Below are 23,722 nucleotides of genomic sequence, written 5' to 3'. Positions count from 1 at the left end.
GCTTGGAGCGGGAAAGGAGATTCGAACTCCCGACCCTCGCCTTGGCAAGGCGATGCTCTACCACTGAGCTATTCCCGCACTCCGATAAACCTTAACAATGCAACACGCTAAGAATCAGTCACTAAAATCGTCACTCATTCTTGGCACTAACGCTTATCAAAACGACCGCTTATCAAAAACAGTTTATGACAAACAGTGTTAGTGGCGTCCCATAGGGGGTTCGAACCCCTGTTACCGCCGTGAAAGGGCGGTGTCCTAGACCACTAGACGAATGGGACGCTGCGTTGCCTCGTCGAGGTGGCGCGTATAGTAATCAGCCGATGAAAAAGTGTCAAGCCTCAATCTTTACTGGCGTCCCGGTATCGGATCACACATGCTGATACGTAGCACACACCGCTTACGAACCTTAAAACCTGGCGCTTGAAACTCAGGCCGATCGACGTCAGTCACACGCTAGCGGCACTACCTTGCCCGGTACAGCGAGCGCACTTAGCGCTTGCCGTAATGATAAGGAGAGAGATATGGCCAAAGTAGAAAAATCCCCTGAGCAGTGGCGCGAACAGCTTACCCCGGAGCAGTACCGCGTCACCCGTGAAAAAGGCACCGAACCCCCGTTTACCGGCGACCATCGAGTAAGCGATGCCCAGGGCATCTACCACTGCGTGTGCTGCCATACCCCGCTGTTTGAAAACGAACACAAATTCGATGCGGGGTGCGGCTGGCCAAGCTTCGATCGCCCATTAGGCCGCCACCGCGTTGAGGAGCATAGCGACACCAGCCACGGTATGGTGCGTACGGAAGTGACCTGCGCGCATTGCGATGCGCACCTTGGGCATGTGTTCCCCGATGGACCGCCAGAAACCACCGGGTTACGCTACTGTATTAACTCGGTAGCGCTTGAGTTTCACGCCGACGAATAACGCCATCAGGATCAATGCCGTAAGCGACGCAATGGCACAGCCCCCGAGCACCCTGAGCCTGTCGAAGGGGGGAGCATTGTGCCAACGCTGACACGCCCTTCGACAGGCTCAGGACGAACGGAAATAACAGAGACTATCGAACGTTGTGCATTAGCTACGATAGCCCTGATAACGCTATCGGTTAATCCGGCAAAGCGGGCGCCATCTGTTAGAATGGGCGCCCGTTTTTTTATGTTTGCACAACGCATTGCGCAGGAGAGCCCCATGCTCGGCTGGTTTCCCGGTCATATGAATAAGGCGCGCCGCCAGATCAAGGACGCGCTGCCCGAAATTGATGTGGTGATCGAAGTACTCGATGCGCGCCTGCCCTACTCCAGCGCCAACCCGATGCTGGCCGAGCTCACGCGCCATAAACCGGTGCTCAAAATTCTCTCCCGCGCGGATTTGGCCGACCCCGAGCGCACTAAAGAGTGGGTCGCGTTTTTTGACGCCCAGCCCGATATGCGAGCACTGGCGATCACCACCACCAACGCCCGCGAACTCAAAAGCATCCCCAAACTTTGCCATGCGTTGGCCGGCGACGTACGCGCTGACCGCGATGTCCGCGTGATGGTGATGGGTATCCCCAACGTGGGCAAATCCACACTGATCAATGGGCTGGCAAAGCGCAAAATCGCCAAAACCGGTAACGAGCCCGCCGTCACCAAGCGCCAGCAAAAAGTGCGCATCGATGGCCGCGTGGCGCTGATCGACACCCCCGGCGTGCTGTGGCCCAAGATCGAGGATCAAGCCAGCGCCTACCGTCTTGCCGCCAGTGGCGCGATTCGCGATACCGCCATCGAGTATATCGACGTCGGCATTATCACCAGCGCCGAACTGGCCAAGCGCTACCCCGAAGCGCTTACCGGGCGTTATAAACTCAACGCCCTGCCGGCCTACGCGGCGCCCGAAACACCTCAGGCCGTCGAGGCCGACGGCCCCGAGCGCCCCGATTTTTTGGCGCTTGCCGGGTTTGACGGCCACGCCATTTTAAAAGAGATTGCCAGCAAGCGCGGCGGGTTACGCCCCGGCGGTGAAGTGGACCTGCACCGCGGGGCGGAAGTGCTACTGCACGAGCTGCGCGATGGCAAACTCGGCCGGATTACGCTAGAAACACCCAGCGACATTCCCCCGCCTGCCGTTGATACACCACCCGAAGACGCCAACGCGCCGGATACCTCGCCTGAGCGTTAACGCCACCCGCGTTTGGATCGACCACTTATTGGGAACGACAACATGGACACCCCACAGCCTCACGACGCCTTGCCGCTTAAAAAATCGCACAAGCTCGACAACGTCTGTTACGACATTCGTGGCCCCGTGCTCGACCACGCCAAGCGCCTGGAAGAGGAAGGCCAGCGCGTTTTAAAGCTCAATATCGGCAACCCCGCCCCGTTTGGCTTTGAAGCGCCCGAGGAAATTCTGCAAGACGTGATGCGCAACCTGCCAACAGCGCAAGGCTACTGTGACTCCAAAGGGCTTTATTCGGCGCGCAAGGCGATCATGCAGGAGTGCCAACGCAAAGAGATTCCCGGCGTGGGCATCGAGGATATCTATATCGGCAACGGGGTTTCCGAGCTAATCGTGATGGCCATGCAGGCGCTTTTGAACGACGGCGACGAAGTGCTGATCCCTGCGCCTGACTACCCGCTGTGGACTGCCGCTGCCAATCTTTCGGGTGGCCACGCCGTCCACTATCTCTGCGACGAGCAGGCCGACTGGGCACCGGACATGGCCGACATTCGCGCCAAGGTGACAAGCCACACGCGCGCCATCGTCATCATCAACCCCAACAATCCCACCGGTGCGGTCTACCCACCCGAGGTGGTGCGTGAAGTGCTGGCGATTGCCCGCGAACACAACCTGGTGGTGTTCTCCGATGAGATCTACGACAAGATTCTCTACGACGGCGTGGAGCATACCTCCACCGGCGCGCTTGCCGACGACGATCAGCTAGTGATCACCATGAACGGGCTGTCCAAAAGCTACCGCTGTGCGGGGTTTCGCTCGGGGTGGATGACCATTTCTGGCGCGATCGCCAAGCAGCGCGCAAGCGACTACATCCAGGGCCTGACCATGCTGGCATCGATGCGCCTGTGCGCTAACGTGCCCGCACAGCACGCCATCCAAACCGCCCTCGGGGGCTATCAGTCGATCAACGATTTGATTCTCCCGGGCGGTCGCCTGCTGGCGCAGCGTGATATCACCTATGAAAAGCTCAACGCCATCCCCGGCGTCAGCTGCGTCAAGCCCAAAGGCGCGCTCTATGCGTTCCCCAAGCTCGACCCCAAGGTGTTTAATATCCAGGACGATCAAAAAATGGTGCTGGATTTGCTATTACAGGAGAAAATCCTGCTGGTGCAAGGCACTGCCTTTAATTGGCCAGACCCGGACCATGTGCGCATCGTTACCCTCCCCTGGGCCGACCAGCTCGGCGATGCGCTCGACCGTTTTGCCAATTTTTTATCGCGCTATCGGCAGTCCTCTTGAAACCCCGCGCGAGTGGACGTATCTAAGTTTCGTCTTACTCGCGCTACGACTTGTTACCCTTATTGAGCTCTATGGAGATCTCGCCACATGATGCGAATTGTGCTGTTTTTAGCCACTAACCTGGCAGTGCTGTTGGTGGCCAGTATCACGCTACGGCTGTTCGGCGTGGACAGCTACCTCAGCAGCCAGGGGATTAACTTTACCAGCCTGCTGATTTTCTGCTTTGTTTTCGGCATGGCGGGGTCAATGATTTCGCTGTTCATCTCCAAGTGGATGGCCAAGCGCGCCACCGGCACGGTGATTATCGAAACGCCCTCTAACCAGACCGAAAAGTGGCTGCTGGATACCGTCGAGGAGCTTGCTCGCGAGGCAGGCATCAAAACACCGGAAGTGGGCATTTTCCCCGCCCAACAATCCAACGCCTTTGCCACCGGCTGGCATAAAGACGACGCACTGGTGGCGGTTTCGGCGGGGCTTTTGAACCGCATGCGCCCGGAGGAAGTCCGCGCCGTGTTGGCCCATGAAATCGGCCACGTCGCCAACGGTGACATGGTGACGCTGGCGCTGATTCAAGGCGTGGTGAACACCTTTGTCATGTTCTTCGCCCGCGTGGTGGCACACTTGGTAGATAACTTCTTGAAAAGCCGTTCGGATGGCGAGGGCGGCTTGGGCTTTTTCGGCTATATCGCCGTAGTCATGGTGGCTGAAATCGTCTTTGGCATTATCGCCTCGGCAATTGTGGCCTGGTTCTCGCGCTTTCGCGAATACCGCGCCGACGAAGCCGGCGCACGTCTTGCCGGCACCGGCGCCATGGTCAACGCCCTGGCCCGCTTAAAAGCCGAAACCGAGATGCCTGATCAAATGCCCGATACGCTGCGCGCCATGGCCATCACCAAAGGTCAGACCCGCTCGCTGATGGAGCGTTTGTTTGCCAGCCACCCGCCGCTGGATGACCGGATCCGCGCGCTGAAAGAAGCCGCTTACCGTCAGTAAACAACCCCACGCTTCACACGCCCGCCACCCGGCGGGCGTTTTGTTTACATCTCACCTTTCGCCCACGGCAAGCTCGCCTCTTTCGTTCGCGCTGAGCTTGTCGAAGCGCCTGCCCTTGTCCTTCGACAGGCTCAGGACGAGCGGTTTTAACCTGCCACCACATCAAACCCCGCCGCCCTTAACACGGGTGCCAGCGGCTGCGCTTCCCCTTTCAAATGCACACAAAGGGTCGAAAACTCGCGTCTGAGGGGGTACTGCGCACGACAGCGATCAAAACCGTGGGCCACGCCCAAGGCATGCGCCTCGCGGGTTAGGCTTTCATGGTCGCGCCGGACCTCGTACACCGCACGCGTGCACAACCGCAGCGCCTCCTCCTCCGGCAACGCCTGCTGCAGGGTGAGCGAGGCGAGCGCCGGCGGTGGGCAAATCGCCTCCAGCGTAAGCTCGCTCGTTTGCCCAAGGTGAGCCGCCAACGCCTGGTGAATCATCAGGCTGCCGCGCAGTTTGCCATCGAGGCTATAGCCGGCGATGTGCGGGGTAGCCAGCGCGGCCAGGTCGTGGAGGGCGGCGTCAATCGCGGGCTCGCTTTCCCACACATCCAGCACCGCCGTGATGTCATTTTGCCCCGTTAAACGGCGGCGCAGTGCCAGCCCATCGATACAGTCACCGCGCCCGGCGTTAAGCACCAGCGTGCCAGGGGCAAGCGCGCTGATGCGCTGGGCATCGAGCAAGTGCCGCGTCGCGTGCTTGCCAGTACTCACCAACGGTGTGTGCAAGCAGAGCACATCGCAGCGCTCGATGAGCGTGTCAAGCGAGGCAAAGCCCGCCTCGCCTTCGCGCTCGGCGCGCGGCGGGTCGCAGGCCCACACCTCGACCCCCAGCGCTTGCAGCCGCGTCTGCAAACGCCCCCCTACATTGCCCACGCCCACAATCCCCACGCGGCGATTCAAAAGCGTCCAACCGCCACGCTCACCGAGCGTTAACAGGCTCGCGAGCACATAGTCCACCACGGCGTCGGCGTTGCACCCCGGTGCGCTGGCAAAAGCAATGCCATGCTCGGCAAGATAGTGCGTATCAACGTGGTCGGTGCCGATGGTGCAAGTGCCCACAAAGCGCACCGGGCTATCGGCTAAAAGCGCGGCGCTCACCGGCGTGACCGAGCGGATGATTAACGCATCGGCGTCGCGCAGATGCGCGGCACCGACCTCGCGTCCGGGACAGGTCATGACCTCACCGAAAGCACCGAAGCAGTGCTCAGCGGCGGGAATGTTAGCATCGACGACAAGTTTCATGGCGTTTTGGCTCTGGCGATTTAGAATAGGGCCCGCCGCCATCACGGGCGGCGTCTTAGCGTGTTGGCAATAGCGGGGTAACGCAGTGATCGTACGTTGGGAAACCGACCATGACTACGTGTTGGTGCATATCCATCAGGATATGTTCGGCGACTGGATTTTCAGCCGTGCCTGGGGGCAAATCGGCACGCAGTTTGGCGGCTTAAAGCACCAGCTGGCGGACACCCGCGAACAAGCCCAGATGTGGCTCGATGACGAAGCGACCATCCAACGCTCGCGTGGCTTTCGCAAAGTCCTCGACGTTAACGACGATACCCCAGAAGGCCAGGAAGCCATGCGCCAGCTCTCGCTGCTCGATGTGGTGTGACGCGCTCAGCCCAGATAACGGCGACCGTTGCGCTCGAAGGCGGGTTTCGCGGGTTTGGGAGCTTCGGGCGGTGCCAAAAGCGCGGCGAGCGCCGCCTCATCCAGCCAGCCGCGCGCTCTAAGCCACTCGCCTAGGCGAACAGGGTCCAGGCCGCGATCCAGCTCTTGACCTTCAGCATCCGCCAAAACGGGAATCCGCACGCCGTAGCGCGCCATCAGCGCGTCATCCTCGCTGATTTCGATATGCCGCAGCGCTACCTCGTCATTGGCGAGCGTGTGCACCAGCGCTTCCAACTGCGCGCAGAGATGGCATCCCAAGGTGGTATAAAGCGAAAGCTGAATCATTGCCCCTCCTTATGGCGCAGCAGGAAGACATGGTGGAGATTGGTGCGGCGCTGAAAATCAGGATCGAAGGTGCGCGCGGAAATATCTTCGACTTCATAGCGCTCAAACAGGGCGTCATCGAGAACAAAGCGGCGCTGGTTATTGGAGAACACCAGCGTGCCCCCCGGCGCCAATCGCGCCATCGCAAGATCCACCAGGGCTGGATGGTCGCGCTGAATGTCCAGCGTGTCGCGCATTTTCTTCGAATTGGAGAACGTCGGCGGATCCATAAAGATCAGATCAAAAGTCGTGCCCGCCGTTTCCAGCCAGTGAAAGCAGTCGTCGCGCATGACGCGGTGGCGCGAGGGGTCGAGCCCGTTGAGCGCAAAGTTATCCTGTGCCCACTTGAGGTAAGTGTTGGACATATCGACGCTGACACTATCGCTCGCCCCACCCAGCGCGGCATGTACCGTGGCCGTCGCCGTGTAGCAGAAAAGGTTTAAAAAGCGCTTTCCTTGGGCCATCTCGCCAAGCATCCGGCGCACCGGGCGATGATCGAGAAAGAGCCCGGTATCCAGGTAATCGCGCAAATTCACCCACAGTCGCGCCGGCCCCTCTTGCACTTCAAAGCGCTCACCGCTGGCGGCGCGTTTTTGGTACTGCGCGCTACCGGTTTGCCGCTCGCGGCGCTTAACGTAGAGTTGGCTTGAGTCCACATCGAGTACCTCGGGCAGTACTTCCAGGGCATCGAAGAGACGCTTTTGCGCCTGGGCGGCGTTCACCGAGCGCGGCGGTGCGTACTCTTGGACATGAACACGATCCCCGTAGACATCAATCGCCAGGGCAAACTCGGGCATATCGGCGTCGTAGAGCCGATAGCAGGTTTCTCCGCTCTGCTTGAGCCACTTTTTTAGCCGTTTTTGGTTCTTTTTTAGGCGATTGGCAAACATCACCGCGTTTTCAGACACACGCGGCGTCTTTCGCTTCTCTCCTTCATCGGACGCTGGCTGCGACGCATCGGCAATGTGCATCAACAGTAGCTTAGCGTCCAAGGGGCCGTTTTTCAGCGCGTACTGCTTGTGCGCGCGCAGGCCCAGGCGATGCCCTAAATCCGGGTTGGCGGTGAAAAGCGCCAGCGTCCACCCGGGGAACAGCGCCTTGGCCTTCTCCCCCAAGGTGGCGTAGAGCTGCACTAGCTCCGGCAACTCGCCAAGGCGCTCGCCGTAGGGCGGGTTGGTGATGAGGAGCCCGCGCTCGGCGGTGAGCGCATCGGGTCTTTCAAGCGTCGCCAAACTCTGGCCACTTAACGTGATTAGCGCCGGAACGCCGGCACGCATGGCGTTGGCCTTGGCCGCGGCGAGCGCCGCGGGGCTTTGGTCAAAGCCGAATAGTGGGTTTTTGCAGCGTTTACGCCCGATGCTCGCGCGCGCCTGGGCTTCTCGGGTGAGCTCCTGCCATACCGCGGGCTCAAAAAGCGCCCAGCCGTGGAAGCCAAAGCGCTTGCGGTGTAGGTTCGGTGCTTGATCGGCGGCGATCAACGCCGCTTCAATCAACAGCGTCCCCGCCCCGCAGAGCGGATCGAGCAAAGGCTCGCCCGCCTTAGCGCGCTCGGGCCAGCCGGCGCGCATCAACAGCGCCGCCGCCAGGTTCTCTTTCAGTGGCGCATGCCCGACATCGCGGCGATAACCGCGCCGGTGCAGACTCTCACCCGAAAGATCGATACCCAGCGTCAGGTTCTCCCGATGCAGGTGCGCGTACAGGCGCACATCGGGGGTTTGCGTATCCACATTGGGACGCGGATGACCGGCAAGCGCTAGCCCATCGACGATACCGTCCTTGACCGTCTGCGCGCCGAAACGAGTGTGACGAATGTGCTCGCTGCGGCCATGAAAATCGACGGCGATGGTCTTGCCTGGGGCAATATGTCGCGCCCAAGGCACTCGGGTTGACGCCCTACGCAGCTGCTCGGCCGTATCCACCATTGGCTCGCGGGCAATGACCGCGATCACGCGATTGGCTAAACGCGACCAGAGGCATAAGCGGTACGCTGCCGCGTGGCTGGCACGGGCGTAAACCCCTGCCACCGTGGTTTTACCCGGCGTGGCGCCAAGGCGTGCCAGCTCCTCGGCCAGTAGGCCCTCGATCCCTTTAGGACAGGTGACCAGCAGGTCTAATTCGTTGCTGTGGCTCGGCTCAGTCATAGTGGCGGCGGCGCTAGAGGCGCGATATTCCTATAGATGGCAAAGAAGTTTACGTCTTATGACAATTTGATGGTCGACAGGCGACCCTGTCATGGTCTAACAATAAGGTGTAGCTACACGAAACGCTTGGGTGACACCCTAGGGATAAAGCGTCTGCCAGCGGTGCGTTCAGCACGAGAGTGCTAGACATTTTGATTGCAAAACCTGTGCTTGCAAACGCTGTGCTTTCACTTTTTTGCAACGCCGCTAACACGGCCACGTTACCCCAAGCGACTCTGAAATGGCCCTGTGATCTCCAACAAAAATACAGGCCACTTCCTCTCAAAGGCTTTCATACAACGAGGTTAGCCAATGAAACGACAGAAACGTGATCGCTTCCAGCGGGCTTATGTTCACGGCTACAAAGCGGGTATTACCGGTCGTTCCCGCGATGACTGCCCGAGCCAAGATATCAATTTACGCGAATACTGGATGAGCGGTTGGCGTGAAGGACGCGGTGACCAATGGGACGGTATGACGGGCGTATCGGGCATTCACAAAAATCCCATGGTCATGTGATAGTGCATTTTTACCTGTCCGTCTTACTTTTTTAGGTCAACATAGCCCGCTTCGCCCAGCGGGCTTTTTGCTGCTTGGGCTTTAAGCGCTTCGGCGCACTCTTCCACCAGCTTGGGCCCGCGATAAATCAAACCGGAGTAGAGCTGCACCAGGTCCGCCCCCGCGTTAATTTTTGCCTGCGCCGCGGGTCCGCTATCAATTCCGCCGACGCCAATAATCGGCATGTCGGGCAAATGCTCACGCAGTCGCCGAATGATCCGATTCGAGGCCTCAAACAGCGGCTTACCCGAGAGACCGCCCGCCTCTTGGGCTTGCGGGTCGCCCTGCACTGCATCGCGAGAGAGAGTGGTATTGGTTGCGATCACGCCATCAAAGCCATTGCGCTCGATACTTTGAGCCACCAACGCCACCTCTTCATCTTCCATATCAGGGGCAATCTTGACCAGTAGCGGCACCTTTCGGCCCCTTTCGCTATCCAGCGCTGCCCCCCTTTCGCGAATCGGACCCAGCAGCGCGTCGAGCTGTTCGCCAAACTGCAGGGTGCGAAGCCCAGGGGTGTTGGGCGATGAGATATTGACGGTGATGTAATCCGCCACCGGGTGTACCGCCTCCAAACAGATAAGGTAGTCATCCACGGCATTCTCAACCGAGGTGGCGAGATTTTTACCGATATTGATCCCGACCACGCCGTCATAGTGGCGCTTTTTTACCTGTCCAATCAAATGCGCCACGCCTTGGTTATTAAAACCAAAGCGATTGATGATCGCCTCGTGCCCGGCAAGGCGAAAGAGGCGCGGCTTAGGGTTGCCGGGCTGCGACCTAGGCGTCACGGTGCCCACTTCGATAAAGCCAAACCCCAGAGCGCCCAGCGCATCAAGATGGTCGGCGTTTTTATCCAGCCCGGCCGCAAGTCCAACGCGATTGGGAAATGCAAGCCCCATCAGCGCGACCGGGTCTTCCACACGCGGGTTCACCAGCCGCTTCACGCCACCCACGCGGTACAGCGTATCCAGAGCGCTCAGCGCCATACGGTGGGACGTTTCAGGATCGAGACGAAACAGCAGCGAGCGGGCAAGATCGTACATGGGGGCTCCAGGCGAGAGGGTACCGGCAACAAAAAAAGGCGCGGTGCGCGAGTATAACGCACACCACACCTTCAAGCATCGCTGAGTTGGTTTTCGTGCAGAGGTATTGCAGCTAGTGACTCAATGGCATAACACCCGGTCACCCTGAGCCTGTCGAAGGGGATAGGGTGTTGTGCCAACGCTGACACGTCCTTCGACAGGCTCAGGATGAGCAGGGGTATCAGAGACTATCGCATTAACATTACCTTGTGCGTTAACTGCGATAGCCCTGGGTTTTCGCGCCGTCTACGCTTCGCTGTCGCTCTCCGCTAGGTCGACCAGTTCGCGCACGGCGACGGCAAACAGCGCAAAGCCGCTTTCGCTGCCGCTACGCACCTCCTCGATCAAGCGGCACCAGCGGCGGTGCAGGTCGGCGTGCTGCTCAAGCCACTGCGCCACACGCTCCTCGGCATCACGGCTTCCCGCGTCCAGCTTCAATACACTGGTGGTGAGCGCCAGCTGCTGGCGATCGATATCGTCGCGGAAGGTCTCACGCGCCTGCGCTTGCCAGGTATCACGCACATCAAGTTGCGTGACTTGCTGAATCATCCAGGGGAGCTCCAGGCGACTGCCGATCTCGTAGAAGACCTCGGCGACACGCTGCGGCTTCTCGTTGACCTGGCGCGCGGCTTGAATAATACCCAACCCCGCGTAGAGGCTCGGCGCCGCCGCCACGCTCGCCGCCAACGCTTCCGGAACGCCAGCCTCCAGGAGCTCTTCGCGGCGCTCTTGCCAACGCTTAAGCTCCTCGCCACTTAAGAGATCGCCAATCCCCTCCTGCAGCTGGGTCAAACGCGGGGTGAAATACTCGACCGTATCTTGGGTCGAAAGCCCCATATGCTGGCGCAAGAACCAGCGGGTGGCGCGGCGAATCATGCGCATCAGGTCCAGCATCATGCCGTACTGCACGTGGCTCGACACCTGGTTATCCAGCGCTTCGATCTCGGCCCACAGCGCCGGCAAGTTAAAGCTGTCGCGGGCAATGATGTAGGCACGGGCAATATCGGCTCGCCCCATCCCGGTCGAGTCGATCAAGCGGCGAACAAACACAATCCCCATGTGATCGACCAGGTCGTTGGCCACCTGGGTCGCGACGATTTCGCGCTTGAGGCGGTGGTCGTACATCTCCTGTTCGTATTTCTCCACCAGCACATGGGGGAAGAGGCGCTCTAGATAGCGGTGGATGTAGGCATCATCCGGCACCTCGGAGGCGATCAGGTCCCCTTTCAACGTGCTTTTGGCGTAAGAGATCAGCACGGAGAGCTCCGGCAGGCTCATGCCTTGGCTGCTGCCCGAACGCTCTTTAAGCACATCGTCAGCGGGCAAAAACTCAAGCTCGCGGTCAATCTGCCCAGCAGCTTCCAACTCGCTGATAAAGCGCCGATACGGCCCGATGCCTTGCTGGGAAATGCGTGCGGAGAGATCCAGCGCCTGGGTCTGGCGATAATTATCCAGAATCACTAAGTCCGCCACTTCATCGGTCATGTCCGCCAGCAATTGATTGCGCTGCTTTTCGGTCATGTCGCCGCGCTTGACCACTTCATCGATCAATATCTTGATATTGACCTCGTGGTCCGAGCAGTTCACCCCGCCGGCGTTGTCGATAAAGTCGGTGTAGACATACACTCCCTTGGCCGCCGCTTCCATGCGCCCGCGCTGGGTCAACCCAAGGTTGCCCCCCTCACCCACGACACGGCAGTTAAGCTCCTCGCCGTTGATACGCAAGGCATCATTGGCTTTATCCCCCACCTCGGCGTCGCTCTCCGCTGCGCTTTTGACGTAGGTGCCAATCCCGCCGTTCCAGATCAGGTCAACCTTGGCCTTCAACATCGCACGGATCAGTTCGTTAGGCGTGAGCCGCGATTCGCTGATGCCAAATGCCTCCTGCATTTGCGAGGAGATATCGATTGATTTGGCGCTGCGGCTGAAAATGCCGCCGCCTTCGGAGATCAAGGAGGTGTCGAAGTCTTCCCAACTAGAGCGCGGCATGTCAAAAAGACGCTTGCGCTCGTCAAACGTGGCCTCCGCGTCCGGCGAGGGATCCACAAAGATATGCAGATGGTTGAAGGCACCGACCAGCTGGATTTTATCGGAGAGCAGCATGCCATTGCCGAACACATCGCCGCCCATATCGCCGATGCCCACCACGGTGAAATTCTCGCGCTGGGTATCCAGCCCCAGGTTACGGAAGTGGCGCTTCACCGACTCCCAAGCGCCTCGCGCGGTGATGCCCATCTTCTTGTGGTCATAACCGTTGGCGCCGCCGGAGGCGAAGGCATCGCCTAACCAGTGCCCATATTCCAAGGATATTTCGTTGGCGATATCCGAGAACGTCGCCGTGCCTTTATCGGCCGCCACCACAAGATAGGCATCGTCGTCATCGTGACGCACCACGTTTTCCGGCGGAACAACATCGCTTCCATCAAGGTTATCGGTCACGTCCAGCAGCGCGCGGATAAAGGTTTTGTAGCAGGCGATCCCTTCCTTCTGCTGGGTTTCGCGGTCGGCGTTTTCCGGCATGCGCTTGCACACAAAGCCACCCTTGGCACCGACGGGCACAATCACCGCGTTTTTTACCTGCTGCGCTTTCACCAGGCCTAAAATTTCGGTGCGGAAGTCCTCCAGACGGTCTGACCAGCGCAAGCCCCCCCGCGCCACCTTGCCACCGCGCAGGTGAACGCCCTCGACACGCGGCGAGCAGACAAAAATCTCATACGCCGGGCGCGGCTTGGGCATCCCGGTGATTTTGGAAGGCTCGAGTTTGTAGGCGATATAGTCTTTAACGTCGCCGTTATCGCTGCGCTGATAGTAGTTGGTCCTTAGCGTTGCCTGAATCAGCTCGATAAAGCGGCGCAGCAGTTGGTCGTCATTTAAGCTTGAGACACCCTCCAGCTGCTCGTTAATGCGGGCGATGCAGTCGCGGCTGTCTCGATCGCTGCACTCAGGATCAAAACGCAAGCGGAATAGCTCAACTAGCGCGCGGGTAATCTCAGCGTGATTGGCCAACGTCGAGGCGATGTAGTCTTGCGACATACCAAAGCGGATCTGCTTGAGATAGCGCGCATAGCCGCGCAGCATCGCGACCTCGCGCCAATCAAGATTGGCGCCGATAATGAGCCGGTTGAAGGGGTCGTTGTCCGCTTCACTCGCCCAAATACGCTGAAATGCCTCGGTAAAGGCTTCGCGCATCTCGCTTAAGCTGACATCCGCCCCGCTATGCTCAAGCTCAAAATCGTGGATCCAGTAGCGCTGCTCCGGGGCGTGGATTTCGTAGGGGCGCTCGCCAATCGCGCGCAGACCTAGGTTTTCCATCATTGGCAGCACGTCGGAAAGCGGTATCTGCGCGGCGCGGTGAAACAGCTTCAAGTTGACACCGCCCCCTTGCTCTTCCAACGGGCGGTAGAGCGAAAGGGCAAGGTCCTTGCCGCTGTCTAGCGTCAGCAGATGCTGGACATCGAACACGGCGGTTCGAGCGGTAAAGTCTTCGCGATAGCTTGCCGAGAAGGCATCACAAAAGCGCTCCATCAAGCGGTTGGCCTGCTCCTCGCCAAAGCCTTCCACCATGGCCGATTGCAGCTCATCGCGCCAACTACGCGCTAGCTGGTCGATTTTTTTCTCCAGCCGCTTCAGGTCAAATTGCCCCGGCTTATCGCCGTTGAAACGCAAAATAAGCTGGATGCGCGCCAACACGGACTCTGACAGGTAGGTGTTAAAGTCACCAAAATGGGCATCCATCTCCTCGCACAAGAGCTTCTGGATGGCTTGGCGCAAGCTGGTGGAGAACACATCCCGCGGGACAAAAATCAGACAGGAGTAAAACTTGCCGCTGACATCAGCGCGTACAAAAAGACGCACCTGGCGCCGTTCGCGAATATTCAGAATCCCAAGCGCGGTACTCGCAAGCGACTCCGTATCGATTTGGAAGAGGTCGTCGCGGGGATACACCTCCAGCACTTGCAGCAGTTGCTTGCCGTTATGCCCCTGCGGATTAAACCCGGCAATATCCATTACCGCTTTAAGCTTGCGCCGCAGCAGCGGAATGTTTCGCGGCGACTCGTTATAGACGGTCGCGGTAAACAGGCCAAAAAAGCGCCGCTCGCCGATGACATTGCCATCATCATCGTAGCGGTCCACGGTGATGTAGTCAGGATAAGTCGGGCGATGCACGCGTGAATGGTGGGCACTTTTCGCAAACGTCAGCAGCTGAGGCACCAGCACGTAGTCGCCGTTCTCGTCCACGCCCTCTTCGGAGCGAATCCGCTCGCGATAGCGCGGCTGATCAAGACGAAAAACCCCCAGCACGCTGTCGGTATCGCGCTTAAGCTCACCGTCTTCCATGACGTACTCGTCGTAACCGAGAAAGGTAAAGTTGTCCTTGGCCAGCCACTCAAGAAACGCGATGGCCTCTTCGTGGTCGTCCGGGTCAACTTGCGGCGGGCAAACCTTTTCCAGCTCCTGAATCGCCTCGCGTGCGCGCTCGCACATAGGCTCGTAGTCTTTCACCGCCGTGCGCACATCGCGCAGTACCTCCTGCAGTTTATGTTCGATATCCGTTAGCGCTTGCGGCTCGGTATGACGATCTACCTCGATGACAATCAACGATTCGCGAGATGAGGGTGCCTCCTTATCGCGGGTGGAAGTGACGCGTATAAGTTGGTGCTCATCATCACGCTCTACCGCCAACACCGCGTTTTGGATGGCGTGCACGGTCAAGCCGCGACGGTTAAGCTCCATCCGAACCGAGTCCACCAGAAACGGCATATCGGGATGCAGCACGGCGACAAAGGTGTGCGTCGACTGCCAGCCGTGCTCTTCAAAATCGGGGTTAAACACGCGCACTTTGGGCTGATCGAGGTCATGATGCTGCAAGAACTGCCAAATCGAGAGCGTCGCGCCATAGAGGTCATCCAGGCGCCGGTCCAAGAGGTCTTCCACCGGCACCGTGGCATAAAACTGCCGCGCAAAAGCATCCACTTCTGCCGCCCTCGCTGGCTCTAAGCGCGCTTGCAGCCGTTCTTGTAGTTGTTTGAGCAGATCCTGCCGACTCTCTTCAATTGCACTGTAATGCATCCATCACCTCGACTGCCAAAAAAACGAAGAACAATAGGCTGTTAGGCCACTTTCATCCTAACGTATAAAGAAGCTTACGCTAGCAATGCCGAGGACCCCAGCCCTTTGACGCCTTGCTCATGGCGCATACCGTTTATGCATCAAGTGATACTGATATATCGCTACCGACGCTGCAATAACACGCCACACTCACAATGGTCGGTAAACGGAAATTGATCAAACAGAGCAAAACGCTCAACTCGATGCGTTTGACTCAGTATGGTCAAGTTTTCGGCTAGCGTCTTGGGATTGCAGGAAATATACACAATCCGATCAAAGCGGCTGATTTGGCGGCAGCTCGCCTCATCCAGCCCCGCCCGCGGCGGGTCCACCAATACGGTGGAGAAGTCAAAGGTGTCGAGCGCCATTTCAGCCACGCGGCGACCGCCCTTCTCACCGTTTAATGCTTGGGAAAACTCCTCCGCGGACATCCGCGCCACCTGTGCATTGCCCACCCCGTTGGCGTCGAAGTTCACCTTGGCGCTGGCGACCGAGGTGCGCGAAATTTCGGTGGCGAGTACACGGCGAAAATTCGCCGCCAGCGCCACGGTAAAGTTGCCATTGCCGCAGTAAAGTTCCACCAAATCGCGCGCTTGGCTTCCCGCGGTGACATCGCGCGCCCAGCTCAGCATTTTTTGGCACACGACCGCGTTGGGCTGGGTGAAGCTGTTTTCCACTTGCTGATAGTGGAAAGCATGCCCGTCGACGTGCAGCTTCTCCCACACATAATCGCGGGTCAGCACGCGGCGCTCTTTGCGTGAGCGACCGATTATCATGATGCCTAGCTCGCGCTCCAGCGCCCGCGCTTCGCTCTCCCAGGCGTCATCAAGGGGGCGGTGGTAAATCAGCGTGACCAACGCCTCGCCCGAGAGCGTGGTTAAGAACTCGACCTGGAACAGACGATGGCGAAGCGCTTGGCTCGCCAAAAAGGCCTCTCTCAGCTGGGGCATCAACGCATTGATGGTGTCGCTTGCCACGGGGTAGCGATCCAACCGCACGATTTGCTTGTTTTTGGGGTTGGTTGGGTCAACCTCAAACATGGCATAGAAGAGATCCTCCCCCTCGTGCCAGATACGAAATTCGCAGCGCTGACGGTAGTGGCTGGGCGGTGAGGTAAATACCTCCAGCGGCGGAGGAGAAAACGGGCTGAAAAGCGCTAAAAGCGCGTCGCGTTTGGCGGCAAGCTGCTCGTTATAGCGCTTGGGGTCTACCACGGGAATGGCCAAAAGGGGCTCCTTTTCAGACTTAGTGATGAGTATCGATGTTTGGGGACAAAACGCACGACGAAACACGGCACAAAAACGTGGCGGGTTTTATGCGAAGAGGCATTAAATCTCAATCAAGCGATAGGCGACTCAGGGTATGAAAACCATAGCCGGCAAGCCCGGCTTGCAGCGAGGCGGCGGGCGCGGTGGTAAAGCAGCAGCCGTCGCCGCAATGGGCAACCAGCGTATCCGTCACCTGGCCCACGCGCCGCGCGATTGCGTCCCCGGAATCCACCCAGTTGAGCGGCACCGGCGCCAGGGCTTCCAGCCAGGGCTTGAGCAACGGAAAGTGCGTACAGCCAAGGACCACCGTATCCATCGCCACCTCGGCTTGGGTCGCTTGCCAAAGCGGCTCAAGCGCTGTCGCCAGGCGCCGAACGTCTGGCTTCGCGCCGCCCACCAGCGCCTCCGCCTCGATCACCAGCGCATCCGCCGCTACGCGGGTAATGCGGCAATCACGGGCAAAGCTATCGATCAACTGCTGGGTGTAGGGACGCCGGACCGTTGCCGTCGTGGCCAAAAGGCCGATATGGCGCGACTGGCTCGCGGCGGCGGCCGGCTTGATCGCGGGAACAGTGCCCACCACCGGAATGGTTAATTCCATGCGGAGCTGTTCAAGGGCCAAGGTGCTGGCGGTATTGCACGCCACCACCAGCACGCTTGGCTGGCAAGCGCTGACAGCGGCGCGACAAACGCGGACGATACGCGCCGTTAAGGCGCTGTCCTCGCGCACGCCATAGGGTAGCCAAGCATTGTCGCAGGCATAGCAGAAGGCGGCATGGGGGTAGTGCTCGCGCAGCGCACGCGCCACCGAGAGCCCGCCCATGCCGGAGTCGAAAATCAGTACGGGGCCAGCCATGCTTTACGGGTGCCCTTAAAAACGAAAATCGGGGCGGTGATTGTATCACGCCCCGAGACGAGTGCTTTAAAGACAAGTGCTTTGCCAATAGATGCGGGTGCGATGCTAGAGTGTCGGTATGTCAGCACCGCGCAGCTCAGCGTAAAGCTCTGGGTAAGCCTGCTGCAGGCGCTCTAGCTCTTGCTCGGCGCCCTCAGGCAGGGCTTGACGCAGTCGTATCAAATCTTCTTCGCTAAAGTACTTTTCTACCAGCGGGAAAAGCACTTCCCGCTCTTTACGCAAATAGGCGCGGTGCGCTTCCAGATACTGCTTCAAATCGTCAGCGAAGCGGTCCATCGTCATGACACTGTCCATTAAAATCATATCGATATCAGTGGAGAGCTGGGACAGCCGCGGTTTCAAATCGCGATATTCAATGAGCATGTCTTTCACCACGTCCACATGCTCTGGCGCGCGCTCCTGCAAGCATTCAACGAACTCGCGTTCAAGTGGCGCCGCAAATTTTTCCATATAGGCAAGAATGTGGTCCACGACCTCGCGCATCAACTGGAAGTTGGGCCGCTCGCCCTTGGCTAAGGTTTTATGCTTCAGCTGCAGGACGTGCAGCATTCGCGCCATATTGGCATGGTCCAGACGCAGTTGATGTAACATTGTGCCATCTCCTTTGTTATCGCATACGCCCAATTATTTGCTTACGCCTAACAGTAGCCTGACGCTGCGCTTATTACCACCGACAGCGAGTCACGCTGTCACGTTCCACGGAGCCTGCATGGATCTGTTCTCAACGTCTACCCCCGGCGGCGACGCCCCGCTCGCCTTTCGCATGCGCCCCACCTCTCTTAACGACTATGTCGGCCAGCAAGCGCTCGTGGGCCCTGGCAAGCCTTTGCGCCGCATGGCGGAGTCTGGTGTGGTTCGCTCCATGATGCTTTGGGGCCCTCCGGGGGTGGGCAAAACCACCCTTGCCGAGATGTTGGCGAACGCCTCTAATGCCCACTTAGAAACGCTCAGCGCAGTGATGGCGGGGGTAAAAGAGATCCGCGCGGTGGTCGAGCGCGCCCGGCAGCTTACGCCTACCCCGGTGATTCTTTTTCTGGATGAGATTCACCGGCTCAACAAAAGTCAGCAGGATGCGCTTTTACCTCACGTTGAGTCCGGCCTTTTAACCCTGATTGGCGCCACCACGGAAAACCCCTCGTTTGAGGTTAACTCGGCGCTGCTCTCCCGGGCGCGGGTCTACGTGCTCAAGCCGCTAAGCGAGGATGAGCTGATCGCCGTTTTACGCCAAGCGCTTAACGATCGCGAGCGGGGGCTAGGCCAGCGGGCGATTGAGGTGGAAGACGACGTGCTCAGGGTGCTCGCCCATGCCAGCGCCGGCGATGCGCGCCGGGCGCTTGGCTTACTCGAAACCGCCTGCGATTTTACCGTGCAAGAAAACGGCCGCGAAGTGCTCCATCGTAGCGCGCTGGATGATGTGATCGGCCACCAGGCCAGCGCTTTCGATAAGCAAGGCGATGCCTACTTTGATCTGCTCTCGGCAATTCACAAGTCGATACGCTCATCACGCCCGGACGCCGCCCTTCTGTATATCGCCCGCTTTATCCAGGGCGGGGGGGACCCGCTTGACGTAGTGCGACGGCTGACCGCTATCGCCTCAGAGGATGTGGGCAACGCCGACCCACGCGCACTGCCGCTGGTGATAGCCGCTTGGGATGCCTACTTGCGCCTAGGCGACTACGAAGGCCAGCGGGCGATTGCCCACGCCGCCATTCACTTGGCCGTGGCGCCTAAGAGCAACCGCATCGACCAAGCCTGGAAGGCGGCACAGCGCTTCGTGCGCCAACAGCCGCAAGTTGAGGTGCCTACCTATCTACGCAATGCGCCCACCAAGCTGATGAAGAGCCTAGGCCACGGTAGCGGTTACCGCTACGCGCACAATGAGCCGGAGGGGTATCCCGCGGGAAGCGCGCACGACTGCTGGCCTGAGTCGCTTGAGCGCGCAACGTTCTATCAGCCCAGTCAATTCGGCCAGGAGAAGCGCTTTGCCGAGATTATGGCCTGGCGCGAACGCCGCGACCAAGAAGCGGATCAAGCGCCTGGCTAGCGCGCCTCTCGAATCACATCGACGCCATCGGGCACGTCAAAGGTAAAACGCTCCTCGTCAATGCTGCCATTTTGTTGAATATCACTAAACGCGATCGCGGTACGCTGGCCGGTGCTATCGGTCATCCAGAGCTCTGTCAGCGTTTCGCCATTAAAGGTGAGGCTTAACTCCTCAAAAAGCGTTTCATTGGAGAGCGGTATTAGGGTAAACACATCCTCTTCGTTCTCTTTTTCGTAGAAAATGTCGTAGCTCTGGGCTAGGTCCTCAACGTTGCCTGAAAGCAGCATGGCGGGCGTGTGAGTTACGCGATCGTCTACTTGCTGCACGGTGACTTGCTCAAGATCGGGGTCATATAGGTAGACATCCTCCCCATCCGCTACCACCGTTTGCGCATAGGGGGCTTCCACTTCCCAGCGTAGAAGCCCGGGGCGCGAGAGCCACATTTCGCCATTCGCCTCTTGCAGCCGCTCGCCACTGCCATCCAGAATGCGCTGCTCAAACGTAGCCTGGTACGTCTCCAACGGCTCAAGACGCTCGGTTAACCGCTGCGCCGCCTCGTTGGCCCATACCGCTGGCGCCATAACCAGCCCTAACGCGCTAGTGGCGAGCGCCAGCGAAAACGGTCGTGCCGGTGTACTCTCCTTCGCTCCACGGGAAGAAACGTCATTCTCGCGCACGCCACTGTTCAACACGGTGTTCCTATTCGACATAGTGATCTCCCTTAGCCACCCGCCGGAAACTCGCTGCCGGGCAGAGTATGTGATGTGCCATCAGACGCGTGATCTGCCACTAGGTTTCATCTTCCAAAGCGCTTTCTTGGTGTTTGCACGTTTACCCCGCCGGTGGCTAGTGCCCCACCGGCGGCGGGGCAAGCACTTCGCGGGCGCCATTGGTGCCCATCGACGAGACCACTCCAGCACTCTCCATGGCATCGACCAGCCTTGCCGCGCGGTTATAACCAATTTTAAAGCGGCGCTGAACGGCTGAAATCGACGCTTTTCGGGTTTCGGTCACAAACTGCACGGCCTCGTCATAGAGTGCGTCCTGTTCGGCATCGTCACCCTCTCCACCCTCGGCTTCAAGGCCGGTCAGCGCGTCCGCCGAGACCCCTCCGGTCAAAATCTCTTCGATATACTCAGGCTCGCCACGGCGTTTCCAATCCTCCACCACACGGTGTACTTCGTCGTCGTCGACAAACGCCCCATGAATACGGTTGGGCGGACCGGACCCCGCCGGCAAGTAGAGCATATCGCCGTGACCCAGCAGGCTCTCCGCGCCGCCTTGATCCAGAATCGTGCGCGAATCGATGCGCGACGAGACCTGAAACGCCATGCGCGACGGGATGTTGGCCTTGATCAAGCCGGTGACCACATCCACCGAGGGGCGCTGGGTGGCCAGTATCAAGTGAATACCGGCCGCGCGCGCTTTCTGCGCTAGACGCGCGATGAGCTCTTCAACCTTTTTGCCCACGATCATGAACATGTCGGCAAACTCGTCGATGACCACCACGATGTAGGGTAGCTTTTCCAGCACCGGCGGCGTTTGGTGCATCTCCCAAGGTTGCGGCTCCCACAGGGGGTCAGCGACCTGGGCACCGGCGCGCTCGGCTTCATCCAGGCGCGCGTTGAAACCGGCAATATTGCGCACGCCCATCGCCGCCATGAGCTTGTAGCGTCGCTCCATTTCGGCCACGCACCAGCGCAGACTGTTGGCGGCCTCTTTCATATCGGTGACTACCGGCGCGAGCAGGTGCGGAATGCCATCGTAAACCGACAGCTCCAGCATTTTGGGGTCCACCATGATCAACCGAAGCTGATCGGGGGTGGCCTTGAGCAGCATGGAGATCAGCATCGCGTTAACCCCCACCGATTTCCCTGAGCCTGTGGTACCGGCCACGAGAAGGTGCGGCATCTTGCCGAGATTGGCCACCACCGGACCGCCGCCAATGTCTTGACCCAGCGCCATCGTCAGCGGTGACAACTCTTGCTGATAGCGCTCCGAGTCGATGACTTCGCGCAGGCGGATCATCGCCCGGTGTGGATTGGGAATTTCGATACCCACCGTGGGGCGACCGGGGATCACCTCCACCACCCGCACGCTCTTCACCATTAATGAGCGGGCGAGATCTTTCGCCAGATTGCTGATTTTCGAGACTTTTACCCCGGCCGCCGGCTTGATTTCAAAGCGTGTAATCACCGGCCCCGGCCAGGTGTCAACGACGTCTGCTTTAACGCCATACTCCTTCAGCCGAACTTCCAGCAGCTCAGCCATATCAGCTAACTGTTGATCGCTGTAGTTGGGTTGGTGCGGCTCGGGCAGGGTCAGTAGCCGCAGACTTGGCAGCTCCCCTTCTGGCTCGGGCATATCATCGAGTACCGGGCGCTGACTTTGCAGATGCTCGACGGTCCAAAGCGCAGGGCTTTCATCGTTGCTCTCGGGCTCAGGGGTTGGCTTGGGCGCAGACACGGGCTCGGGCCTTGACTCGGGTCGTGTTTCCGGCTGAGGCTCAGCAGAGGCAGAGCGCGGCGGCAGCGAGACCGGCGTTTCACCGTCTTCCCACTCGTTTTTTTCCCACTCGTCCTCTTCCCACAGGGGCTCCGGCACCACTTCGGGCACGCGTTGCCCTGTGCGTGGCGGCGTCAATGTCGTAGAGGAGGGCTCTGGCTCTGGCTCTGGCTCTGGCTCTGGCTCTGGCTCTGGCTCTGGCTCTGGCTCTGGCTCTGGCTCTGGCTCTGGCTCTGGCTCTGGCTCTGGCTCAGCAAGGGTAACCGGCACCGGGTCTTGCGCGCGAATAGGTTCCGGTTCCGGTTCCGGTTCCGGTTCCGGTTCCGGTTCCGGTTCCGGTTCCGGTTCCGGTTCCGGTTCCGGTTCCGGTTCCGGTTCCGGTTCCGGTTCCGGTTCCGGTTCCGGTTCCGGTTCCGCTGATAGGGTGGGTTCTTTGCGCCTTTCATCAACCGCTGGCTCGGGCTTTTGGGGGGCGGCAACGCTTTCAGCACCCGTGGCGGTTTTGGCGCGGGCGGTAAAATGCGCGGCGGCATCCCAAGGAATTTCGGTCTCTTCAGCCGCCGGCGTAGCGCGCTCTTTGTGGCTTTCCGGGCTTTGAGTGTCAGGCTTCTGCTCGGCGTCTAAAGAGAAACCCGGCTCTTGGCGCTTTGGCGCGCTCGCGGGTTTATGTGGCGCAGTAGGCGTTTGGGATGCCGTGTTTGATTCACGATGCTGCGGTGCTTGTGCGGCTTTTCGCGGAGTACGCGCGCGCAAGCGAGCCATTAACGCCAGTGCCATACCCCAGCCCTTCCGTGCGCCACGCCCTACTTCATCGGCTACCTGTAGCCACGACATGCCACTAAACAGCGGGAAGCCGCTTAACATCAGCGCTGCCGCCACAAGCCCCACGCCTTGGCTACTGACCAGTGGCTGCAGCGCACCCATCAAGCCTTCGCCCAGGATGCCGCCAGAGGCATACGGCAAGATGCTTTCAGGGTGATAAAAGTGCAGCGCACCCAGCATGGTGGTGCCAAATATGAGTAGCAGCAACCCACCTGCGCGCACGGCAATCGCCACCGCATCGAGTTCAAAACGTACCTGGCGCGAACGCATCAGCCACCAAGCCGCAAACCCCAGCATGCCCGGCCACCATAGCGCACTAGCGCCCAGCAGCGAGTAGAGAACATCCGCTAGCCAAGCCCCCACCGGTCCCATCCAATTGGCGATGGCGGTTTCAGGGCCACGGTATGACCATCCGGGATCACCTGGGTGGTAGCTGAGTAGCGCTAAGAGCAAAAACACACAGAGCGCGAGCAAGACAACCACTACCCCCTCGCGTACCACCCCCTGCAAACGCAGCCCCACGCGACGCGCTTTGTCTTTGGCGGCGCTGACACGCCCCGAGGTCGCTTGACTTTTTTGCCGCGTTTCTCGTTTATTGGCCGCTTTATTCACTTTCAAGCGTCTCTCCCTTTCGCACCGACATCACAATCAATACACTTTTGAAAAACAGCCTCTATACAACGTGGCGTTACCTAACTTGCGTGATGGCATCATACCGAGCATCCTGCTGCCGTCCCAGACTTCTCTCGAA

The 23,722-nt window shown here is 59.3% G+C and carries 17 protein-coding genes and 2 tRNA genes; 7 read left to right on the top strand and 12 right to left on the bottom strand.

The features are described from left to right. Positions 1-3: 3 nt before the first annotated feature. Together BQ9846_RS02285 and BQ9846_RS02280 are read right to left on the bottom strand one after the other, a co-directional pair. Positions 4-78 (bottom strand) — tRNA-Gly (locus BQ9846_RS02285). Between the two features lie 124 nt (positions 79-202). Continuing rightward, positions 203-278 (bottom strand) — tRNA-Glu (locus tag BQ9846_RS02280). 243 nt (positions 279-521) lie between these two features. On the opposite strand from BQ9846_RS02280, the gene msrB reads away from it, so the two are divergent. The 4 genes from msrB to htpX all read left to right on the top strand — a co-directional run bounded on the left by msrB (position 522) and on the right by htpX (position 4,442). Beyond that, positions 522-920 carry a peptide-methionine (R)-S-oxide reductase MsrB gene (gene msrB / locus BQ9846_RS02275; protein ID WP_075879003.1) on the top strand — a complete coding sequence of 133 codons (399 nt, stop codon included), beginning with the start codon at positions 522-524 and terminating at the stop codon, positions 918-920. A gap of 264 nt (positions 921-1,184) precedes the next feature. Continuing rightward, on the top strand, positions 1,185-2,153 hold the full coding sequence (ylqF, locus tag BQ9846_RS02270) for a ribosome biogenesis GTPase YlqF (RefSeq protein ID WP_075879462.1): 969 nt from the start codon (positions 1,185-1,187) through the stop codon (positions 2,151-2,153). 42 nt (positions 2,154-2,195) lie between these two features. After that, positions 2,196-3,449: a pyridoxal phosphate-dependent aminotransferase gene (locus tag BQ9846_RS02265; protein WP_075879001.1), complete on the top strand. Its 1,254-nt coding sequence runs from the start codon at positions 2,196-2,198 to the stop codon at positions 3,447-3,449. A gap of 87 nt (positions 3,450-3,536) precedes the next feature. Further along, on the top strand, positions 3,537-4,442 hold the full coding sequence (gene htpX, locus BQ9846_RS02260; RefSeq protein ID WP_075879000.1) for a protease HtpX: 906 nt from the start codon (positions 3,537-3,539) through the stop codon (positions 4,440-4,442). Positions 4,443-4,588: 146 nt separating this feature from the next. On the opposite strand, the gene pdxB is transcribed toward htpX, so the two are convergent. Continuing rightward, a complete protein-coding gene (pdxB, locus tag BQ9846_RS02255) occupies positions 4,589-5,734 on the bottom strand; it encodes a 4-phosphoerythronate dehydrogenase PdxB (protein ID WP_075879461.1) in 1,146 nt (381 codons plus the stop codon). 85 nt (positions 5,735-5,819) lie between these two features. On the opposite strand from pdxB, the gene BQ9846_RS02250 reads away from it, so the two are divergent. Next, on the top strand, positions 5,820-6,101 hold the full coding sequence (locus BQ9846_RS02250; protein ID WP_075878999.1) for a hypothetical protein: 282 nt from the start codon (positions 5,820-5,822) through the stop codon (positions 6,099-6,101). Positions 6,102-6,106: 5 nt separating this feature from the next. Here the strand turns inward: BQ9846_RS02250 and BQ9846_RS02245 are convergent, their stop codons facing one another. Beyond that, positions 6,107-6,445, bottom strand: a complete 339-nt coding sequence (locus BQ9846_RS02245) for a glutaredoxin family protein (protein WP_075878998.1) — start codon at positions 6,443-6,445, stop codon at positions 6,107-6,109. Further along, positions 6,442-8,625, bottom strand: a complete 2,184-nt coding sequence (rlmKL, locus tag BQ9846_RS02240) for a bifunctional 23S rRNA (guanine(2069)-N(7))-methyltransferase RlmK/23S rRNA (guanine(2445)-N(2))-methyltransferase RlmL (RefSeq protein ID WP_075878997.1) — start codon at positions 8,623-8,625, stop codon at positions 6,442-6,444. The genes BQ9846_RS02245 and rlmKL overlap by 4 nt, the downstream gene beginning before the upstream one ends. Before the next feature lie 351 nt (positions 8,626-8,976). Between rlmKL and rmf the strand changes: the two genes are divergently transcribed. Next, a complete protein-coding gene (rmf, locus tag BQ9846_RS02235; protein WP_075878996.1) occupies positions 8,977-9,183 on the top strand; it encodes a ribosome modulation factor in 207 nt (68 codons plus the stop codon). Positions 9,184-9,206: 23 nt separating this feature from the next. Here rmf and BQ9846_RS02230 read toward each other — a convergent pair whose 3' ends face one another. From BQ9846_RS02230 to BQ9846_RS02210, 5 genes are all read right to left on the bottom strand, one after another. Then, entirely contained in the window at positions 9,207-10,268 is a 1,062-nt protein-coding gene (locus tag BQ9846_RS02230; RefSeq protein ID WP_075878995.1) for a quinone-dependent dihydroorotate dehydrogenase, read from the bottom strand. Between the two features lie 285 nt (positions 10,269-10,553). Continuing rightward, positions 10,554-15,377, bottom strand: a complete 4,824-nt coding sequence (locus BQ9846_RS02225) for an NAD-glutamate dehydrogenase (protein WP_075878994.1) — start codon at positions 15,375-15,377, stop codon at positions 10,554-10,556. A 161-nt stretch (positions 15,378-15,538) separates the two neighbouring features. Beyond that, on the bottom strand, positions 15,539-16,642 hold the full coding sequence (gene trmA / locus BQ9846_RS02220) for a tRNA (uridine(54)-C5)-methyltransferase TrmA (RefSeq protein ID WP_075878993.1): 1,104 nt from the start codon (positions 16,640-16,642) through the stop codon (positions 15,539-15,541). 109 nt (positions 16,643-16,751) lie between these two features. Further along, the gene (murI, locus tag BQ9846_RS02215; RefSeq protein ID WP_075878992.1) at positions 16,752-17,540 is read right to left on the bottom strand and encodes a glutamate racemase; all 789 of its coding nucleotides are present in this window, start codon (positions 17,538-17,540) and stop codon (positions 16,752-16,754) included. A 105-nt stretch (positions 17,541-17,645) separates the two neighbouring features. Beyond that, entirely contained in the window at positions 17,646-18,191 is a 546-nt protein-coding gene (locus tag BQ9846_RS02210; RefSeq protein WP_075878991.1) for a hemerythrin domain-containing protein, read from the bottom strand. 118 nt (positions 18,192-18,309) lie between these two features. On the opposite strand from BQ9846_RS02210, the gene BQ9846_RS02205 reads away from it, so the two are divergent. Further along, complete coding sequence (locus BQ9846_RS02205) at positions 18,310-19,644, top strand: replication-associated recombination protein A (RefSeq protein WP_075878990.1); 1,335 nt, start codon at positions 18,310-18,312, stop codon at positions 19,642-19,644. On the opposite strand, the gene lolA is transcribed toward BQ9846_RS02205, so the two are convergent. Continuing rightward, positions 19,641-20,354, bottom strand: coding sequence for an outer membrane lipoprotein periplasmic chaperone LolA (gene lolA / locus BQ9846_RS02200; RefSeq protein ID WP_083651444.1), 714 nt, complete (start codon positions 20,352-20,354; stop codon positions 19,641-19,643). The two genes, BQ9846_RS02205 and lolA, sit on opposite strands and share 4 nt — an antisense overlap. Before the next feature lie 136 nt (positions 20,355-20,490). Continuing rightward, positions 20,491-23,589: a DNA translocase FtsK 4TM domain-containing protein gene (locus BQ9846_RS02195; protein ID WP_075878989.1), complete on the bottom strand. Its 3,099-nt coding sequence runs from the start codon at positions 23,587-23,589 to the stop codon at positions 20,491-20,493. Between the last annotated feature and the right edge of the window lie 133 nt (positions 23,590-23,722).

The sequence above is a fragment of the Vreelandella massiliensis genome (assembly GCF_900155385.1).
Lineage (GTDB): Bacteria > Pseudomonadota > Gammaproteobacteria > Pseudomonadales > Halomonadaceae > Vreelandella > Vreelandella massiliensis.
This window is presented reverse-complemented; position numbering and strand designations above follow the sequence as displayed.

Coding starts and splice junctions, on each gene's coding strand:
- msrB (WP_075879003.1), top strand. CDS start 522: ATGGCCAAAGTAGAAAAATCCCCTGAGCAGTGGCGCGAACAGCTTACC.
- ylqF (WP_075879462.1), top strand. CDS start 1,185: ATGCTCGGCTGGTTTCCCGGTCATATGAATAAGGCGCGCCGCCAGATC.
- BQ9846_RS02265 (WP_075879001.1), top strand. CDS start 2,196: ATGGACACCCCACAGCCTCACGACGCCTTGCCGCTTAAAAAATCGCAC.
- htpX (WP_075879000.1), top strand. CDS start 3,537: ATGATGCGAATTGTGCTGTTTTTAGCCACTAACCTGGCAGTGCTGTTG.
- pdxB (WP_075879461.1), bottom strand. CDS start 5,734: ATGAAACTTGTCGTCGATGCTAACATTCCCGCCGCTGAGCACTGCTTC.
- BQ9846_RS02245 (WP_075878998.1), bottom strand. CDS start 6,445: ATGATTCAGCTTTCGCTTTATACCACCTTGGGATGCCATCTCTGCGCG.
- rlmKL (WP_075878997.1), bottom strand. CDS start 8,625: ATGACTGAGCCGAGCCACAGCAACGAATTAGACCTGCTGGTCACCTGT.
- rmf (WP_075878996.1), top strand. CDS start 8,977: ATGAAACGACAGAAACGTGATCGCTTCCAGCGGGCTTATGTTCACGGC.
- BQ9846_RS02230 (WP_075878995.1), bottom strand. CDS start 10,268: ATGTACGATCTTGCCCGCTCGCTGCTGTTTCGTCTCGATCCTGAAACG.
- BQ9846_RS02225 (WP_075878994.1), bottom strand. CDS start 15,377: ATGCATTACAGTGCAATTGAAGAGAGTCGGCAGGATCTGCTCAAACAA.
- murI (WP_075878992.1), bottom strand. CDS start 17,540: ATGGCTGGCCCCGTACTGATTTTCGACTCCGGCATGGGCGGGCTCTCG.
- BQ9846_RS02210 (WP_075878991.1), bottom strand. CDS start 18,191: ATGTTACATCAACTGCGTCTGGACCATGCCAATATGGCGCGAATGCTG.
- BQ9846_RS02205 (WP_075878990.1), top strand. CDS start 18,310: ATGGATCTGTTCTCAACGTCTACCCCCGGCGGCGACGCCCCGCTCGCC.
- lolA (WP_083651444.1), bottom strand. CDS start 20,354: ATGTCGAATAGGAACACCGTGTTGAACAGTGGCGTGCGCGAGAATGAC.